This is a genomic window from Pontibacter mangrovi, assembly GCF_006385705.1.
GTDB classification, from domain to species: domain Bacteria; phylum Bacteroidota; class Bacteroidia; order Cytophagales; family Hymenobacteraceae; genus Pontibacter; species Pontibacter mangrovi.
The window spans coordinates 1-18,283 of record NZ_VFRQ01000007.1; the positions used below are offsets into that span (position 1 = coordinate 1).

An 18,283-nucleotide genomic window follows, 5' to 3' on the forward strand; every position below is an offset into this window, starting at 1 on the left:
TGCCGATGTTGACGAGCTCGCGGCCGCTGTAGCGCTCCATCAGGTAGAGGCAGGCCTCGGCCAGGTCGTCGGCAAAGAGGAACTCGCGGCGCGGGCTGCCCGTGCCCCACACCGTCACGGCCGGGGCGCCGCTCTCCTTGGCCTCGTGGAACTTGCGGATGAGGGCGGGCAGCACGTGGGAGCCCGCCAGGTCGTAGTTGTCGTTGTAGCCGTAGAGGTTGGTGGGCATCACGCTGATGAAGTTGCAGCCGTACTGGTCGCGGTAGGCCTCGCAGAGCTTGATGCCGGCGATCTTGGCGATGGCGTAGGGCTCGTTGGTGGGCTCCAGCGGCCCGGTCAGCAGGTACTCCTCCTTCAGGGGCTGGGGCGCCAGCTTGGGGTAGATGCAGGAGGAGCCCAGGAACATGAGCTTCTCCACCTTGTGCCGGTAGGCGGCGTGGATGACGTTGGCCTCGATCATGAGGTTGTCGTAGAGGAACTCGGCGCGGAAGGTGTCGTTGGCCTGGATGCCGCCCACCTTGGCGGCGGCCAGGAACACGTACTCCGGCTGCTCCTCGGCAAAGAAGCCCTCCACGGCCAGCTGGCTCTTAAGGTCCAGTTCCTTTGATGTGCGGGTGATGATGTTGGCGAAGCCCGCTTGCCCGAGCTTCCGCACGATGGCAGAGCCCACCATGCCCCGGTGGCCCGCCACGTATATCTTAGAGTCTTTGTGCATATTAAATGTTACAGAAAAGTATATAAACGAAAAAGGGGAATTACCCCCTTATTCGTTTCCACCATGACTTTGTTTCGTTGTCTTCGGCATAATAGCCGTATCCGTAGCCGTACCCATAGCCATACCCGTAGTTTAACTTCTTATAGTCTACATCATTAAACAGCACGGCTGTGTTACGAATTTTGCCGGATTCAACCTGCAGCTGCAGGTTTTTCATGAAATCGCGGATAGTATAATCCTGACGCACCATAAACACGTTCGCATCTGAGATCTGCATCAGTTCCAGGCCATCCGAAAGAATCCCTACCGGAGGTGTATCCATGATAATGTAGTCATACTTGCTTTTGAGCTCGCCTACCAGTTCATTCATTCTGCCGCTTAACAGTAGCTCTGAAGGGTTTGGCGGTATATCGCCAGAAGGCAGCACGTGCAGGTTCTCCTGAATAGTTGGATAGATCACTTCCTCCAAAGAAACATGACCCGCCAGAAAATTGCTCAGACCCGAGCTTTTGCTAACACCTAAATCTGTGTTGTTGTTGGGCTTGCGCATGTCGGCGTTTACCAGCAGCGTACGCTCCCCAGAGATGGAGATGATATAAGCCAGGTTCTTGGCAGAGAACGTCTTGCCCTCGCCACTTATGGAGGAGGTGATGACAATGATCTTCCCTCCGTTGGCCCCCGTGTCATTTACCCCAGTCATGTAGCGCAAGTTAGAGCGCACTGTCCGGAAGGCCTCCGCCAAGGCTGATTTCGGGCTTAAGTTAGCCAGCAGGTTATCATCTTTCTTGTTATGTCCCACAAGCCCAAGCAGCGGCAACTCAGTAAATTTCGCGATGTCCTCTACGGTATGGATCTTGTTATTCATCAACTCTTTGATGAAAATAAAGGCAAACGGAAGTCCCAAGCCAATTGCCAAGGCAATACCGTAGTTTCGGAGTGGCAGCGGCGCGGTTTGCTTGTTGATGGAGGCTTCTTTAAGGATGGTGACATCAGAGGTGTTGGCCGCTTTGGAAATGCCGGCCTCGGCCCGTTTCTCCATCAAAAACACATACAGGTTTTCGCTCAGGCTATAGAGGCGTTGGATGTTGATCAGCTGCCTTTCAGAGGAAGGCAGTTTCTGCATCTCCGCCGCCGCCGCCTGGATTCGCTTGTTCAGGTTATTCAGCGCTATCTGGTTTGCATCTTCAAGGCTTTTTAGGTTCTCCAGCAATGAGGCGCGTACTTCATTCAACTGCTGCTTTTTGAGCATGATGGTTGGATTCTGCTGCCCTTGGTTCGACGAAGCCACGCTAAGCTCGGTCTGCAAGGTAACTAACTGGGAAACCAGCGCATTTAAAACCGGGTCGCCTATACCCAACGTAGCTGGCGCCTGTATCTGCTCATTGGGATTCTCTTTGCTCAAATAGCTGGAGAGATAGTCGTAGTAGCGGGAATTCATCAGCAGCTCTGCCTTTTGCTGCTCCAGCGTCTGCAACTCGCCTGCTACCTTAGCCCCTGCAGCACTCAGGTCCATGGCTGCATTTCGCTTTTTAAACTCCTCTAGCCTTGTTTCGATAAAGTAGAGGGAGTCGCTGATCTGCTGAAGCTGCTGATCGATGAAACTAAGCGTACCGGTGGCCTTGGCATTCTTGATATCGAGGTTGTTCTGCCGGTACGTTTCCATGTGAGCGTTCAGGTAGTCGATGTCTTTCTTCGGGGTTGTGCCGCTTACCGTCAGCACAAGGGCCGAAGCATCACTGCCGTAAGGCGCAACCGAGAGATTAGACGCATACCTCTTTGCCAAGTCATCCAGATCATTCACCTGGAACAGTACCTCATTGCCGGCAAATGGCTCAGGCCGAAGCAAATCGATCGTGAACGCGAAACCATCAACTAAGTAGGATTGCCCAAACTTGAAGCTTTGGTCTGCCAACTTACTGTTCCAGCGCTGGTTCTCAGTAGATAAGGTATAGGAATTCTCATCCTCCAGGCTTACTTTAAACGGAACACCGTAAGGTATGGCTGCGGCAGTAGTGGAGTCAAAAGTGACATGGATAGGCGCTTCGCTTTTATAGGCTTCGAGCAGGAGGACGTTGCCCTGGATATAGTAGCTGACCCGAAAATCCAGCTTTTCCAGCGTTTCCTTGGCGAGCAGTTTAGTTTTCAGGAGAATAGACTCGTTGGTGAGCCCCTGCGTTCCTTTGTAAAGCTCTGTGCCGTAGAGCAGGGCCGCCGCATTGGCGTTCTGGCCAGCATCTCCGGATATCATCACAGAGGAGGTTACCTCATACTCAGGCACAGTGTACCTGTTTACCAGGTAAGCGGCCAGCAAGGCCAAGACGGCACCCAAAACGAACAGGTACCATTTGGATATGGCTGAATTTAAAAGCGCCTTAAAATCTATAAAGCTGTTTTCTTCAGGATTGAATGTTGATTCCAACTTATACTTATCTTGAAAGTCTATCGATTAGGAGAACAACTGAGGCTAAAATGCCAAAGCCGAGGGAGAAGGTGCCCAACACGTTCTCACGGAAAAATTTAGCTGGCAGCGGGTCTACCACGATCATATCGTCTGGCTGCAGGTAAAAATTGTTTTTGGCAATCGTTTCCTCATCCAGCAGACTAAAGGCATATACCTTTGCCTGGCCCCCTTCGTAGCGGATGAGCTTAATTTTACCGCGATTCGCGTAGCTGTTCAATCCGCCGGCTGTCGCGATGGCCTCCATCACATTGATATTATCCTGGTAGGTAGTGAACTGCCCCTGACGGCCAACTTCCCCAACGATGGTGTAGCGGAAGGTGAGCAGGCGCAGGTTGACGGTGGGGTTTGCCAGGAAAGGCTTTAAAGCCTCCGTTACGGCTGCGCGTGCCTCTGGCATCGTTAAGCCGAGCAGCTGAATTTTACCCACCACAGGTAGCAGGATATTTCCGTCATCTTCTATGGTATAGCCGCTCAGCACCGGGTCATCCGAACCCGAAACGACTGCGGGGGTATTCAGAAAGTTATACTCTGTGGGAGTGGTGGTCTGCACTTTAAGCGAAAGCACATCACCGGGCCGTAATGTATAAACTGGCTTATGCAGCTCAAACGTCTTAATAAGTTCGTCAGCCTTTCCTTGATTCTCAACATCGGGTTTCTCCTGAAGCAGGAGAAGCTTTTTCTGGGGCACGCAGGAGGCAAAAACAACCATCCCAAGTATAAACCACCATGCAATAAAGGTTTTGCGCATCAGCGTTAATATCTTTTTACCTAAAGGTAACGAATGGTGAGTATGATTCACCAACCTACACTACTTGAAAAGGTAAAATTATGAAATTATCTCTCGTTTCAGCATTTTCAGCCTCAATTATATTTAAAGCAGCCTTCAGAATTGCACCTGCACCCCGTTTGAGATGGCGTACACAAAACGCGTCACCGGCACAATCGGCTTGTCCTCGAAAGTGCAGCTAAAGCCCGTTCTGATTGAAAACCACTTGTATATTTTTACCTGTAACGACACATCGCCGCTTATTCTGTTCCTAAAAGAGTCGATGCGTTTATCGTAACCAACCTGGTAATAGGCAATTCCTTCTGCGCCTACGTTTTCGTTAATGGTGGCTTTCCCGCTTACATAGTTTGTAAGTTTTACAAGATTAGAGGCAATCAGTTGGTTGTCCTCCTCCGGGTTAGACCACTCTTCGTGTTCGTGCATTAAGCCACTGCCAAGGTAAACGCCGCTCGCCTCTCTTTTTAACAAGCGGTACCGCAAGCCTGCCCCGGCAAGCGTGCGCAGCTCCAGTCCCCTTGCCTTATCTGCCTGCACCTGCGAAAAAGCCTCATAAGACAGCCTTCTGGCCCGGAAAAAGTTTACCCGCACATGCGAGTAACCTGTGCTTGCCACCGTGTTCCGCAGTTCTTTGGAGTCGTAGTTGACCAACAGGTAATTGTAATAGTTCAGCAACAGGTAACTGTGCAGTTTCGAAACATAAGCCACATTTCCATCAAACGTAAGTTGCAGGTAATTATTGGGATTGTCTTTGCCGGCGTTACGGTTAAACATGGAGAAGCTAAGGCCGGCCTTGCCCGTAAAGTAGTTGGCAGAATCCTGCTCCACCCGCGCGCGCTCAATGTTTAAGATCTGGCCCTGCACGCGACCAGGAAGTATAAACAGCAACAGCAAGGCCGCCATGCTTACTAAAGTCAACCGACGGGATATATGGGAAATTAATCTGTGGTAGCGGAGACGATCAGGCATAGATTTGCGTCAAATTCTTAAACATTTCCTCAAGTCTAACGGATATTAATCAGAGGAGCAAGTGGACTTTGAATGAAAGGAACACGATCAGGCTGCTTTTACCGGCTGGTAAACCTGCTCTTCGGCTGAAGCATGTAATTTATACTTGGATGATATGGCAAGAAGTTCTGTGAAGTTGATACGCGCAATTCGCGAAACGGCCCGGCGCATACAACGGGGTGACAAGTATGCATGGGGACACATGGGTAGCTGCAACTGCGGCCACCTGGCCCAAACCATAACCGGGTACAGCAAAGGCAAAATACACGGGGCTGCCATGTGGCGCTACGGCGACTGGCGCGAGCAGCTGCGCGATTACTGCCCCCAGAGCGGCCTGCCGCTTGATGAGATGATTGACCAGATGCTGGAGCTCGGCCTCACCCGCGAAGAACTCTCCCACCTCGAAATGCTTACGCTGCCAGCGGTTGTTGAGCACCTGCCGGCTGATAGACAGCATTTAAAGCACAACGTGCGGGAGGATGTGGTGCTGTACCTTCATACCTGGGCAGACCTTCTGGAAGAAGCCTTGCCCACCAAGGTTGCCACCCCGAAGTTGCAGGTTCCGGCCCACCTGGAACTAGTATAGCTTGTCGCGAAGGCCGCAACTACAAAAAAAGGTTTTGCTTCTGGGCCAGAAATCCTAACTTTTGGCCATGTATAGCACAGAAACAATAGAAAAGGCCGCTGCTTACGTGCGTGCACTTTTGTCCGGGGAGGGCTCCGGTCATGATTGGTGGCACATCCTACGGGTATGGAACAATGCCAAGCATATAGCTCGGCAAGAAGAAGCTGACCTGTACGTAGTAGAATTAGCCGCTTTGCTGCACGACATCGGCGACCACAAATTTCATAACGGCGACGAAACCGTAGGGCCGCGCATGGCACGCGAATGGATGGAGCAGCACCAGGTGGAGCCGGACACCATTGTGCATGTCTGCCGCATCATTGCCGAACTGTCTTTTAAGGGCGCCGGCACCTCCTCCGCTATGCCTACCCTGGAGGGGCAGGTGGTGCAGGACGCGGACCGGCTGGATGCCATCGGCGCCATTGGCATTGCCCGCACTTTTGCCTACGGCGGCCACAAGGGCCGGGAAATATATAACCCCGACATTCAGCCAATCATGCACGAATCGTTTCAGGCGTACAAGACCAGTGCTGCGCCAACCATCAATCATTTTTACGAGAAGCTCCTGTTGCTAAAAGACCGCATGCACACCAAAACAGCCAAAGCCATAGCCGATCAGCGGCACCAGTACATGGAGGGCTTCCTGTCCCAGTTTTACGCCGAGTGGAACGGAGAAATTTAATTTTGGCAACAGCTCCGTTAATTGCGTAGGTAAGAAGCATCCTGGCTTTGGAATAAAAGCTACTGTTTATACTTGTATTTTCCCTGATATATGGAGATTCCCTTACTCTCAGATATAGTTATTATTCTTGGGCTGGCCGTGGTCGTTATCCTGGTGTTCCAGCGGTTTAAACTGCCCACCATACTTGGTTTCCTGGCTACCGGCGTTATTGCTGGTCCCCATGGCCTGAGCCTGGTGCATGGCTCCCACGACATTGAGATTCTGGCGGAGATCGGCGTGATTCTGCTGCTTTTTATCATCGGCATGGAGTTCTCGCTAAAACAGCTGGCCCTGATAAAGCGCACGGTGCTCCTGGGAGGCACCACCCAGGTAATGGTTACCATTGGCATGGTGGCACTGGTGATGGTGCTCTTAAAATTTACCTGGAGCGAGGCCGTGTTCATGGGGTTCTTAATTGCCCTGAGCAGCACAGCCATCGTGCTGAAGCTGCTGCAGGACCGCGGTGAGATAAACAGCCCGCAAGGGCGTGTGGTACTGGGGATCCTTATTTTTCAGGACATTATTGTTGTTCCCATGATGCTCCTGGCACCGCTAATGGCCGGAGGCACAGAGAATATTGCCATAGCGCTTTTGCTGATGCTGCTGAAGGGGGCCTTCGTGATTCTGTTTGTGTTGATCAGTGCCCGCTACCTGGTGCCGCGCCTCCTCTACCAGGTGGCGGAAACCAAGAGCAAAGAGCTGTTTATACTTAGCGTGGTGGTGATTTGCTTTGCCGTAGCATGGCTTACCTCTAGTCTGGGGCTATCGCTGGCGCTAGGTGCTTTTATGGCAGGCTTGATTATTTCGGAGTCAGAGTATAGCCATCAGGCCACCAGCAACATCCTCCCCTTCCGGGAGATATTTACCAGTTTCTTTTTTGTGTCGATAGGCATGCTGCTTGATTTTGGCTTTCTGCTGCAACACCTGCCCGTTATTTTATTTTTCACGCTCCTGGCTTTCCTGCTCAAGGGCATCGTGGCCACGCTGGCTGCCCGCATGCTGCAATACCCGCTGCGAGTCTCGCTGTTGGTGGGCCTGTCCATTTTCCAGGTAGGTGAGTTTGCCTTCATACTTTCCAAGACTGGCATCGAATACGAACTGCTATCCCCGGAAACCTATCAGTACTTTCTGTCTGTCTCGCTGCTTACCATGGCCATTACGCCCTTTGTCATGGGCTCTTACCGCAAGCTGGCCGACCTTATCGCCTCTCCCTTTTCCTCTAAAGAAGAAGCGATGCCATTTGCCGCGCAGCAGCAGGACGCCCACCACGATTTGCCTGAGCTGGACGACCATATCGTGATCATTGGGTATGGCATAAACGGAAGAAATGTGGCTAAAGCGGCTCGCCATGCCCATATCCCTTATGTTATCGTAGAGCTAAACGCCGTAACGGTAAAAGAGGAGAAAAAGAAGGGCGAACCCATTGTGTACGGCGATGCGGTGCACCCAATGATCCTGACACACATCAATATACACAAGGCACGGGTAGTCGTTATTGCCATTTCAGATCCGGAGGCCACGAAGCGCATCATCTCCACTATTCGGGAGCTGTCGGACAAGGTACATATTATTGTGCGCACGCGTTTTGTGCAGGAAATGGAGGACAACTACCGCATTGGGGCCGATGAAGTAATACCAGAAGAGTTTGAAACGAGCATCGAGATTTTTACGCGTACCCTAAACAAGTACCTCATGCCACGGGACGAGATTGAAGCGTTCACGCAGAAGATCAGATCAGATAATTACGAGATGCTCCGCAGCCTGACCGCTACCCATGCCGATGTGGCGAGCCTGGGGGCAGAGTTGCCAGACATAGAAGTGGCGAGCCTTCGTGTGTATACCAAAGACCCAGTCTTGGTGGGTGTGCCGTTATTAAAGACAAATATCCGCAGCCACTATAACATCACGGTAGTGGCTATTAAACGACAAAATGAAACGATCCTGAACATTAACGCAGACACGCAACTGCAGCGCGGCGACCTACTGTATGTGGTAGGAAAGCCCACAGATGTGATGCGCTTCAGTAATTACATTAAAGAGTAACACAGTTGAATTTATACTTAGTTAAGTATAAAACTACAGCTGCTCCAGCACCTCCTCTACCCTTTTCTCAACAGCTCCGCTGCCAGCGCCCGGGCTTAGCGCTCCTTCAGCCCACCCGCGCCACAGCAACATGTTAGACCTGGGGTTGATCAGGTCGATGATAAGAGTGCCTTCCTTAAACAAGTCCACGCTGCGGTAACCGGGCATATCCGCCTGGCCATAGTCATAGCGGTAGCCAGTCATGTAGGCATAACTATAGCCAAAGCCTTCGGAAAAGTTTTCTGGCTTGTCTTTCTCCTTCGGCACCGACACGCTCACATCGTAAGCCACCAGCACATCAGGGTTTTGCGCCACCTTGGTATACCCTTGCGCCTGCATTTGCTGCTCCACAGCTTTTACAAGGCTCTTATGCAAAGATGCTTTGTATCCGTTTATGTACTCCGGCTGCCCCTGCGGCTCTGACTGATACCAGGCATAGGTTGTAGCCTGCCGGAGGCTGGTGGCGTAAGGCGCTTTAATGGATTTTGCCCCCAACGAGGCAGAAGTGGTAACGCAAGCGGGCAAGGCCATCATGGCCGACAAGAAGCCTGTAAGCAGAAGTGCAGGTATTTTTTTCATCGTTCAAGTCCGTCTAGTCATGCAAATTTGAGGCAGTGCATTAAGGTGCTGTGCAAAGATACAACAAAGTATAGCCAAAACCACCGGCCCGCATTATGCTACTGTTACCCCAATACCGCACAACAGGTTTACCTGTAACCGCAACTTATACTACTATGGACGCCCCTCCTTCTGCAGCCCCCGACAACAAGAGGTCCACTATGCCTAAGGCAGAGGCAGCAACCCAGGCTGTACAATTAACGTGTATGTCAAAATCAAACGTATGCATTAAAAACCTGAAATTACATGAATGATGTTTCCTCTTATGTTCCGGGCCCACCTCCTGCGTGGGTAGAGAACTTTGCCAAATTTGGCCTGATAGCAAAAGGCGTGGTGTATTGCCTGGTGGGAGTGGTGGCTTTTATGGCCGCGTTCGAGCTAGGCGGAAAATCCACGGAGAGTGCCGGCAAGTCGGGCATTTTTAAAACGATACAAGACATGCCGGGCGGCAACGTACTGCTGGGCTTAGTAGCCATCGGCCTTCTTTGCTATACTTTGTGGCGTTTTACCCAAGCGATCAAAGACACAGCTCATAAGGGCTCAGACGCAAAAGGCATGGGGCAACGCTTGCGCTTCATGTTTAGCGGCCTGGTGTATGGCGCACTGGCTTTTCTGGCAGCACGCATGGTGATCGGCAATAGCGGCGGCGGCAGCGGCGACTCCAGAGAAACGCTTGCAGCTAAGCTGCTGGAACAACCTTTTGGGCAGTGGCTGGTAGGCATTTTGGCCCTAGGCACCATTGCCTCTGGCCTGTACCAGATATACTATGGCTATTCCGGCAAGTATAAAAAGCACGTGCAAAGCGGCGGGCTAAAGCACGAGGTGGAGGAGCAGATGATACGCGCCGGCAAGATAGGCTACGTTGCCCGTGGCGTTGTATGGCTTGTTATCGGTTACCTGTTCGGGAGGGCTGCTTTAAGCGCAAGGGCAAAGGAAGCGGGTGGCAGCAGCGACGCGTTTCAGTTCCTGGAGAGCGGCTCCTACGGCTCCTATATACTTGCCGCCGTTGCGCTGGGCCTCATCTTCTACGGGGTGTTTATGTTTATGCGCGCCAAGTATAAACCCATTTACTAAAGCACTTCCCCAGAGCAAGCAAGCGCCTCCTGTACCGTAACAGGAGGCGCTTTTATTTTGGAATCATTTGCGATTCCCTTTTGTCATACTTGCAGTTAATGGCAGCTGCCGTAATTATACTTTTAGCATAAGAGAAAATTTCCCATCATCGGAATATTGTCTCTCCTATTGTAAAAGTATATAAATTTCAATTACTTAGCGGCATCAACTTTGGCAAACTAAATATGGCAGCAGCGTTAAGTTTTTAACTAATCCCATCTTACTTTGTTTATATAAAGTTATACTCTTTTTACTGAGATCGCCACACAATGGACGCCCCTTTCAAGATTTTTATACTTGATGATGATATATGGTACAGCGAGCTGCTGGAATATCATCTTTCTCTGAACCCTGACTACGAGATCAAAAAATTTCATGCGGCCAATGACTGCATCAGCCAGATGTATCAGCGGCCGGACGTAATTACACTCGATTACTCGCTGCCGGATAAAAACGGCGCCGAGGTGCTAAAGCGGATAAAAGAACAAAGCCCCGACACACAAGTCATTGTTATTTCAGGCCAGAAGGATGTGGCCACGGCCGTAGACCTGCTCAAACTGGGCGCCTATGACTATATCGTGAAGGATGAAGACACACCGGAGCGGTTATGGAACACGATCAACAAGATTCGGGAAAATGTGTCGCTGCGGCAGGAAATCGACCAGCTGCGGGAAGAGATCGTCCAGAAGTATGATTTTAGCAACTTCATCATCGGCAACAGCGATGCCATGAAGCGTGTGTATACCATGATGGGCAAAGCGGCCAAAACCAACATCACTGTTTCGGTTACCGGCGAGACAGGAACAGGTAAAGAACTGGTAGCCAAAGCCATACATTACAACAGCCCCAGAAAGAAGATGCCGTACGTTACCGTAAACGTGGCAGCCATACCCAAAGAGCTGATTGAAAGTGAGCTTTTCGGGCACGAAAAGGGTGCTTTTACAGGTGCGGTGGCGCGCAGGCTGGGCAAGTTTGAAGAAGCCAACAAAGGCACCATTTTCCTGGACGAGATAGGCGAGCTGGACATAAACCTGCAGGCAAAACTGCTGCGCGTACTCCAGGAGAAAGAAGTGACCCGGGTGGGCGGCAACAGCGTGGTGCCAGTTGACGTCCGCATCATTGTTGCGACGCATAAAAATCTGGCAGAAGAGGTAAAGAAAGGCAATTTTCGGGAGGATTTGTATTACCGCCTGCTGGGCCTGCCTATCCACCTGCCCCCGCTGCACGAGCGCGGCGCAGATATTCTGGTGCTGGCCAAACATTTCATAGACGCCTTCGCCAAAGAGAACAACCTGGGGCGCATGACCCTGTCGGCGCAGGCGCAGGAGAAGCTGATGGCCCACGCCTACCGCGGAAACGTGCGCGAGCTAAAGGCCGTGGTGGAACTGGCAGTTGTCATGGCTGACGGGAACACGATTACCCCCGACGACATTAACCTAACTGCTACCAACGCCGAGCGCGACTTTCTGGCGCAGGAACGTCCGCTGCGGGAGTATACCCGGGAGATTATTCAGCGCTTCCTGAACAAGTATGACAACAACGTGCTACTGGTGGCTGAGAAACTGGATATCGGTAAATCTACGATTTACCGCATGATCCAAAACCAGGAGCTGGCAACGAAATAGCGCCGCCAAAAAAATTTGAAGCTCAGACAAAAGCTTACTGATAGCACAGAAACTATGCCGACGAAAGAAGAACTGCTAAGGCAGCTGGCAGAGGAAAAGGCGGCGCGTTTAGCAGCCGAAGAACTGGCCCAACAGCGGCTGGAAGCGTTGCAGGTGCATCAGCGTGCTGGCGCAGCCCCCACCAACATGCCTGAGTTGAAGGCGGAGCTGCAGCAGACGCAGGACGACTTGTTGGAGAGCAAGAAGCTTTTGCAAAACATAGCCCGCACCCTACCCAACATTATCTATATCTACGACATTGAGGAAGACCGCTGCACGTATGTAAACGCGCGTCTGGAAACCATCCTGGGCTACAATGAGCAGGACGTGGCCTTTATGGAGGGGCAGCTTTTCTCCCACCTTGTGGTTACGGAAGATCGGTATAAAATTCATCAGCATACGTTTAAGATGCTGGAGCTGAAAGACGGTGAAATTGCCCATGTAGAGTTTAACATGCGCTCCAAACGCGGCGAGGTGAAGACACTGTGTTGCTACGAGAGCGTGTTTAAACGCAAGGAGAACGGCCAGGTGAAGCTGGTGATCGGCTCGGCAGAAGACGTGACGCAAGTGCGCAGCCAAAACCAGGTTTTAATACGGCAGAAAGAGTTCTACGAATCCATCCTGAACCACATCCCCTCCGATGTGGCGGTATATAACAAGCACCTGCAGTACATCTTCGTGAACCCGACGGCCATAGCAGATCCTCAAATGCGCGCATGGATCATTGGAAAAACCAATGAGGACTACAGCCGGCTACGCAATGTTCCGGCTGAGAGAATGGAAAACCGCAGCAGGAGCCTCCAGCGTGTGCTGAAAACCAAAGGCCGTGTTGAGTTTGAAGAGCAGCTTGTAGACCGGCAGGGCAAGGTGAACTATTACCTCCGCAGGCTTAACCCGGTGCTGGACGCGTATGGCGAAGTAGAGCTGATTATCGGCCACGGCCTTAATATTACAGAGCTGCGCCGTGCCCAGGAAGAGGCCTTGGCAAGTGAGGCTAAAAACACTGCCATACTCAACGCCATTCCGGACCTGATGTTCATCATCAACAGGCAAGGCACCTACCTCGACATGAAAAACGAGGCACAAATGCAGTTGCTAGTTTCTAAAGACGAGGTGATTGGGAACGACATCTACAGTATAATGCCCCAGGAGCTTGCCTCCGAGCTGATGGATAAGATTACGAAGGTACTTGATACCGGCCAATCGGCGCAGGTGGACTATGCTTTAGAACTGCCGCATGGCCTGAGCTACTTTGAAAGCCGCATATTAAAGTATCATGAGAATGAAGTGCTGGCCATTATTCGGGACATTACGGAAGAAAAGAAGGTTGCACAGGAAGTAAAGGAAAAGAACGAGTTTATCAGGCAGGTGCTCAACGCAAGCCCAAGCCTGATTTATGTAAAGGATGCCGCCGGGAAACTGGTGCTTGCCAACCAAGAGTATGCGCGCCTCTTCAGAAAGCCGCTTCAGGAGCTTATCGGCAAAACCAACTACGACTACCACGGCATTAAAGAGGAAAGCAGTTTCTACGAAGAGATAGACGCGCAGGCAATCCGGGAGAATAAGGAAGTAAGGATACAGGAACGGCACACGGCACCGGACGGCACAACGCATTGGTTCAGCACCATCAAAAAGCCGCTTGTTACCAGCAGCGGGGAGATAAACATCCTGGGCATCTCGACCGATATTACCGAGCAGCGGCAGGCAAACATACGGCTGCAGCAAAGTGAGGAACTGCACCGCCTGCTGTCGGAGAACTCGAAAGACATGGTGTGCCTGCACAACCTGGACGGCAGCTTTGTTTATGCCTCCAAGGCTGTAGAAGAGATGCTGGGCTATACGCAGCAGGAGATACAGCAAATGCACCCCTGCGACTTGCTACGCCCTGAAGAGCAAACTGACGTGCAGGACCAGGTAAATACTACAGCGATCGACCAGAGGCATTCTCTGACCCTGCAGCACCGCCTGCTGCGCCGTGATGGCTCAGAACTGTGGGTGGAGACAAATGTGCGCCCCATACTGAACGCCCAGGGTGAGCCAGTAAAGCTACAGTCGGCAGTACGGGATATAAGCGAAAACAGGAAAGCCGATGAAGCGCTGAAAAACAGCGAAAAGCGCTACCGCGACCTGATTAACTATAGCCAGGCCTATATTTGCACCCACGACCTACAAGGCAAGATACAGTCGGTTAACCCATACTTGCTGAACATGCTGGGCTATACCTCGGAAGAAATGGTGGGGCACAGCCTGCTGGAGTTCTTCCCGAGAAACAGCGAAGAGAACTTTCACCTGTACCTGAGCCAGTTCAATACCCGAAACCTGGTGGACGGCATCCTGACGATCCTCAACAAGGAAAAAGAAGAGCGGAACCTGTACTATCAGAACTATAAGGTAGAAGAGCCGGACACCGCCCCCTACATCATCGCCATAGCCCAGGACATTACCGAGCGCATGCGCACCGAACAGCAACTGACCCGGGCGAAGGAAGCGGCAGAGGAATCGGCGCGGGTAAAAGAGAATTTTATGGCAAACATGAGCCATGAGATTCGCACCCCTATGAACGGCATTTTGGGCATGGCTGGCCTGTTAGGCAAAACCAACCTCGACGATACACAGCATAGTTACTTGCACCTTATTCGCCAGTCAGCCGAGAACCTGCTTGTCGTCATCAACGACATCCTCGACATCGCCAAAATTGAGGCGGGCAAGCTGGAACTGGAGGAAATCCCGTTTAACCTGTGCGACACGGTGCAGTATGCGTTTCAGACCTTCCTCTACAAAGCGGAGGAAAAGGAAATCGCCTATCGTTTTAACAAGCAGAGGTTGGATGTGCCGCTGGTTATGGGTGACCCTTACCGGCTAAACCAGGTGCTGCTGAACCTCTTAGGAAATGCCATAAAATTTACAGACCAAGGCGGCAGCGTGACCCTGGATTGCAAGATCCTGGAAGACAAGGAGGAAAGTATAACAGTAGAGTTTAGCGTGACAGACACAGGCATAGGCATTCCTTCCTCCAAGATGAGTTATATTTTTGAAGGGTTCAGCCAGGCTTATGCCAATACCACGCGCAAGTATGGCGGCACCGGCCTGGGGCTCAGCATCAGCAAGACGCTGATAGAGATGCAGAAGGGGCGCATTTGGGTGGAAAGCGAAGAGAACAAAGGAAGCACCTTCCGGTTTATACTTACCTACCAAAAGTCTGATGAGGTGGAAAACGCACAGCTGATACCGGTGATAGACTACGCCAGCCTTGGCGCCATCCGTGTGCTTCTGGCCGAAGACAACGAGGTTAATGTGCTGCTGGCCCAGTCTATACTTGAAGGTTGGGGCGCCAAGGTGGATGTTGCCCTAAACGGACAGGAGGCGGTGAACCTGGCGGAGAAAAATGTATACGATGTCATTCTGATGGATATCCAGATGCCAGAACTAAGCGGTGTAGAAGCCACGCAGCTTATTCGGCGCTTTACGGACCCCGCGCATGCCAACGTGCCTGTTATTGCGCTTACAGCCAACGCCTTAAAAGGAGACGCTGAAAAATACATGGCCGCCGGTATGAATGAATACCTTTCCAAGCCCTTTGAAGAGGAAAAGCTCTTCACCAAGATTCATGCTGTCATCACAAACCACACAACGGAGGCACCCCCTCATCAAACCCCGGAACAAAACATGCAGTACCCCCTTAGTGAGCCGCTTTATGATTTGACGTTACTTGAAAAAATAGCCCGAGGCAACGAGGCTTTCATTACGCGCACAAAGCAGCTATTCATTCAAACCGTGCCCGTAACAGTTTCAGAAATGCAGGGAAAAGCCCAGATCGGCGACTGGCCTGCCGTAAGCGCCGCGGCCCACAAACTAAAACCGACCATAGACACCATGCGCATCGAAAAACTAAAGGATGTTGTGCGCCGCATAGAGAGCAACGCCAAAGCAGAGGAAAACCTGGAGGAGATTAAAGCGGATGTGGAGGTGCTTGCGCGTGTTATTGAAGAGGTGACGGATGCACTGCAAGCCGAGCTCGCCCATTAGAAAAATACAGGCACCTAAAAGCCACTGCGCCCATATCCTGCACAGCGGCTTTCCCATGTCTTACCGCCTCTTGCAGCTGATTTTTAACTGAACGCCGCGACTGCGTACCTTACCTAAGTATAAAGTAGAAGCTATGCACCGAACAGACCTGAAAGACCTGCCTGATTTGCTAGCGCTGCGCCAGCACCTGCACCGGCACCCGGAATTATCAGGAGCCGAAAAAGCCACCGCAGCACGTATTACCAGCGAACTTCAAAAGTATGCTCCCGATGCCGTTTTAACCGAGGTAGGCGGCACCGGCGTAGTGGCTGTATTTAAAGGAGATGATCCCCAGATCGGGCCAACCATACTTTTTCGGGCTGAGCTTGATGCCTTGCCTATACAGGAAGAGCATGAAGCCTTGCCCTATGCCTCAGCCACCAAAGGCGTTGCCCACTTGTGCGGCCACGATGGCCACATGACTATTCTGATGGCACTGGCAAGTATGCTTTCTCACAAAAGGCCCGTTCGGGGCAGCGTGCTGCTGTTGTTTCAGCCTGCCGAGGAAACGGGTGCCGGCGCTTTCGCCATGCTTCAGGATGAGCGCCTGTTGCGCCTTCAGCCAGACTATGTTTTCGGCCTGCACAACCTGCCGGGCTTTCCGCTCCACCAGGTAGTTGTCCGCAACGAAGTGTTCGCATCGGCCTCAACGGGTATGGTGGTGGAGTTGTTCGGGAAACCGTCTCATGCCGCAGAACCGGAAAACGGCTTAAATCCCGGTATGGCCATGGCAGAGATGATACTTGCCTTCAATAAAATCATAGAAGAAAAGAAGACCTTTGAAGCCCTCACGCTTTTGACCGTTATACATGCCCGCTTGGGTGAAGTTGCCTTCGGCACTAATCCGGGTTATGGCACCGTCATGGCCACCCTCCGCTCCTACCGGCAAAGCGACCTTCAAAAGCTAAAGGAGCTAACAGCCAAGGCAGTAGAAGCGATAGCGAACAAGTATGGCCTGAAGTATAAAATCAGTTTTGAGGAAGAGTTCCCGGCCACTCTGAGCGATGCGGGGGCGGTGCAGGTGGTGCGGCAGGTAGCAAAAAAACTGGAACTGCAGGTGCAGGAGGCCGTACAGCCTTTCAGGTGGTCGGAAGATTTCGGCCATTTTACAGCGAAGTATAAAGGAGCATTCTTTGGCCTGGGCTCCGGCGCATCGCAGCCGCAGTTGCACCACGCCAACTATAACTTCCCGGATGAACTTATACCTACCGGAGCTGCTCTTTTCTATGGCATTATACAAGAAGTTCTGAATCAGTAACACCCTATGTTTCACAGCTCTTACATCGAGATAAGCAAATCTGCCCTTCAACATAACATTGCTTTCCTGAAAGAAGAGATAGGGCCGCAGGTAAAGCTGTCGTCTGTGGTGAAAGGCAATGCCTATGGCCACGGCATCGAGCACTTTGCCCCCTTGGCGCAGGAGTGCGGCGTGGATCATTTTTCTGTGTTCAGTGCAGATGAGGCAGAGCGGCTGCTGCAGTCGCTCAAGAAGCCTGCTACCATCATGGTAATGGGCTACCTGGACCAACCTGAAGTGGAGTGGGCCATAGCGCATGGCATCGAGTTCTTTGTCTTTGAGCCTGGTAGGCTAACAGCGGCAACCGAAGCTGCAGGAAAGCTTGGAAAGCCCGCCCGGATACACCTGGAGATGGAAACCGGCATGAACCGCACCGGCTTTACGCTGGCACAACTGGAGAAACTGTTGCCTCTGCTGCACCAGGCCCGGGGAAAGGTGGAACTGGCAGGCGCCTGCACGCACTACGCCGGTGCCGAGAGCCTGCAGAACCATGAACGTGTTCTGGACCAACTGAGCAAGTATAAGCAACAGCTGCAGTACCTGGAAAGCGCCGGCTACCACCCTGCCCAGTGCCACACCGCCTGCTCTGCCGCCATGGTCTCCTACCCTGAAACCCGCATGGACCTGGTGCGCATCGGCATTATGCAGTACGGCTTCTGGCCCAGCCCCGAAACCTACCGCCATTACCTGGGCCTGCACCGCGACAGAAAAGACCCGCTGCGCCGCCTGATCACCTGGAAAAGCAGCATCATGAGCTTTAAAAATGTCCCTCAGGGTGAATTTGTAGGCTATGGCACTTCTTTTCAGGCGCCGCGCGACATGCAGTTGGCCATTGTGCCGGTGGGATATGCCTGGGGCTACAGCCGCAACCTCAGCAACCAGGGGCAGGTGCTTATCCGAGGCGTGCGCGCTGCGGTGGTGGGCATCGTGAACATGAACGTGATGATGGTGGATGTAACCGACATACCGGGTGTGCAGCCAGAAGATGAGGTGGTGCTGCTAGGCACACAAGGCGAGGAAAGTATAACTGTTGCCTCTTTCGGGGAGCTTAGCACGCAGCTAAACTACGAGCTGCTCACACGTCTTCCTATCAACATACCGCGCTACATAGTGGAGTGAGGCCAGTTACG

General features: G+C 52.0%; 13 protein-coding genes. 8 read left to right on the plus strand and 5 right to left on the minus strand.

What is annotated here, in order from left to right:
• The 4 genes from FJM65_RS13525 to FJM65_RS13540 form a co-directional block, all read right to left on the minus strand.
• A partial coding sequence (locus FJM65_RS13525; RefSeq protein WP_140622084.1) for a GDP-L-fucose synthase family protein occupies positions 1-715 on the minus strand: 715 nt, incomplete at its 3' end.
• Positions 716-755: 40 nt separating this feature from the next.
• A complete protein-coding gene (locus tag FJM65_RS13530; protein WP_140622085.1) occupies positions 756-3,134 on the minus strand; it encodes a GumC family protein in 2,379 nt (792 codons plus the stop codon).
• Between the two features lie 7 nt (positions 3,135-3,141).
• Entirely contained in the window at positions 3,142-3,924 is a 783-nt protein-coding gene (locus FJM65_RS13535; protein WP_140622086.1) for a polysaccharide biosynthesis/export family protein, read from the minus strand.
• Between the two features lie 135 nt (positions 3,925-4,059).
• On the minus strand, positions 4,060-4,878 hold the full coding sequence (locus FJM65_RS13540; protein WP_181163717.1) for a DUF481 domain-containing protein: 819 nt from the start codon (positions 4,876-4,878) through the stop codon (positions 4,060-4,062).
• A gap of 205 nt (positions 4,879-5,083) precedes the next feature.
• Between FJM65_RS13540 and FJM65_RS13545 the strand changes: the two genes are divergently transcribed.
• From FJM65_RS13545 to FJM65_RS13555, 3 genes are all read left to right on the plus strand, one after another.
• Positions 5,084-5,554 carry a hypothetical protein gene (locus FJM65_RS13545; protein WP_181163718.1) on the plus strand — a complete coding sequence of 157 codons (471 nt, stop codon included), beginning with the start codon at positions 5,084-5,086 and terminating at the stop codon, positions 5,552-5,554.
• Positions 5,555-5,621: 67 nt separating this feature from the next.
• A complete protein-coding gene (locus tag FJM65_RS13550; RefSeq protein ID WP_140622088.1) occupies positions 5,622-6,275 on the plus strand; it encodes an HD domain-containing protein in 654 nt (217 codons plus the stop codon).
• A gap of 90 nt (positions 6,276-6,365) precedes the next feature.
• Positions 6,366-8,357: a cation:proton antiporter domain-containing protein gene (locus FJM65_RS13555; RefSeq protein WP_140622089.1), complete on the plus strand. Its 1,992-nt coding sequence runs from the start codon at positions 6,366-6,368 to the stop codon at positions 8,355-8,357.
• A gap of 33 nt (positions 8,358-8,390) precedes the next feature.
• Here the strand turns inward: FJM65_RS13555 and FJM65_RS13560 are convergent, their stop codons facing one another.
• Positions 8,391-8,975, minus strand: a complete 585-nt coding sequence (locus FJM65_RS13560) for a DUF4136 domain-containing protein (protein ID WP_140622090.1) — start codon at positions 8,973-8,975, stop codon at positions 8,391-8,393.
• A 285-nt stretch (positions 8,976-9,260) separates the two neighbouring features.
• Here FJM65_RS13560 and FJM65_RS13565 point away from each other — a divergent pair, with 285 nt between their 5' ends.
• The 5 genes from FJM65_RS13565 (at position 9,261) to alr (ending at position 18,272) form a co-directional block, all read left to right on the plus strand.
• On the plus strand, positions 9,261-10,088 hold the full coding sequence (locus FJM65_RS13565) for a DUF1206 domain-containing protein (RefSeq protein ID WP_140622091.1): 828 nt from the start codon (positions 9,261-9,263) through the stop codon (positions 10,086-10,088).
• A 308-nt stretch (positions 10,089-10,396) separates the two neighbouring features.
• Entirely contained in the window at positions 10,397-11,752 is a 1,356-nt protein-coding gene (locus FJM65_RS13570; protein ID WP_140622092.1) for a sigma-54-dependent transcriptional regulator, read from the plus strand.
• Between the two features lie 54 nt (positions 11,753-11,806).
• A complete protein-coding gene (locus tag FJM65_RS13575) occupies positions 11,807-15,817 on the plus strand; it encodes a PAS domain S-box protein (protein WP_140622093.1) in 4,011 nt (1,336 codons plus the stop codon).
• A 133-nt stretch (positions 15,818-15,950) separates the two neighbouring features.
• Positions 15,951-17,114 carry an amidohydrolase gene (locus tag FJM65_RS13580; protein ID WP_140622094.1) on the plus strand — a complete coding sequence of 388 codons (1,164 nt, stop codon included), beginning with the start codon at positions 15,951-15,953 and terminating at the stop codon, positions 17,112-17,114.
• Between the two features lie 6 nt (positions 17,115-17,120).
• On the plus strand, positions 17,121-18,272 hold the full coding sequence (gene alr, locus FJM65_RS13585) for an alanine racemase (protein WP_140622095.1): 1,152 nt from the start codon (positions 17,121-17,123) through the stop codon (positions 18,270-18,272).
• The last annotated feature ends 11 nt before the right edge of the window (positions 18,273-18,283 follow it).

Bases quoted from the DNA above. Each gene is read 5' to 3' on its own strand.
- FJM65_RS13565 (WP_140622091.1), top strand. From the start codon at position 9,261: ATGAATGATGTTTCCTCTTATGTTCCGGGCCCACCTCCTGCGTGGGTA.
- FJM65_RS13560 (WP_140622090.1), bottom strand. From the start codon at position 8,975: ATGAAAAAAATACCTGCACTTCTGCTTACAGGCTTCTTGTCGGCCATG.
- FJM65_RS13545 (WP_181163718.1), top strand. From the start codon at position 5,084: ATGGCAAGAAGTTCTGTGAAGTTGATACGCGCAATTCGCGAAACGGCC.
- FJM65_RS13555 (WP_140622089.1), top strand. From the start codon at position 6,366: ATGGAGATTCCCTTACTCTCAGATATAGTTATTATTCTTGGGCTGGCC.
- FJM65_RS13535 (WP_140622086.1), bottom strand. From the start codon at position 3,924: ATGCGCAAAACCTTTATTGCATGGTGGTTTATACTTGGGATGGTTGTT.
- alr (WP_140622095.1), top strand. From the start codon at position 17,121: ATGTTTCACAGCTCTTACATCGAGATAAGCAAATCTGCCCTTCAACAT.
- FJM65_RS13580 (WP_140622094.1), top strand. From the start codon at position 15,951: ATGCACCGAACAGACCTGAAAGACCTGCCTGATTTGCTAGCGCTGCGC.
- FJM65_RS13550 (WP_140622088.1), top strand. From the start codon at position 5,622: ATGTATAGCACAGAAACAATAGAAAAGGCCGCTGCTTACGTGCGTGCA.
- FJM65_RS13570 (WP_140622092.1), top strand. From the start codon at position 10,397: ATGGACGCCCCTTTCAAGATTTTTATACTTGATGATGATATATGGTAC.
- FJM65_RS13575 (WP_140622093.1), top strand. From the start codon at position 11,807: ATGCCGACGAAAGAAGAACTGCTAAGGCAGCTGGCAGAGGAAAAGGCG.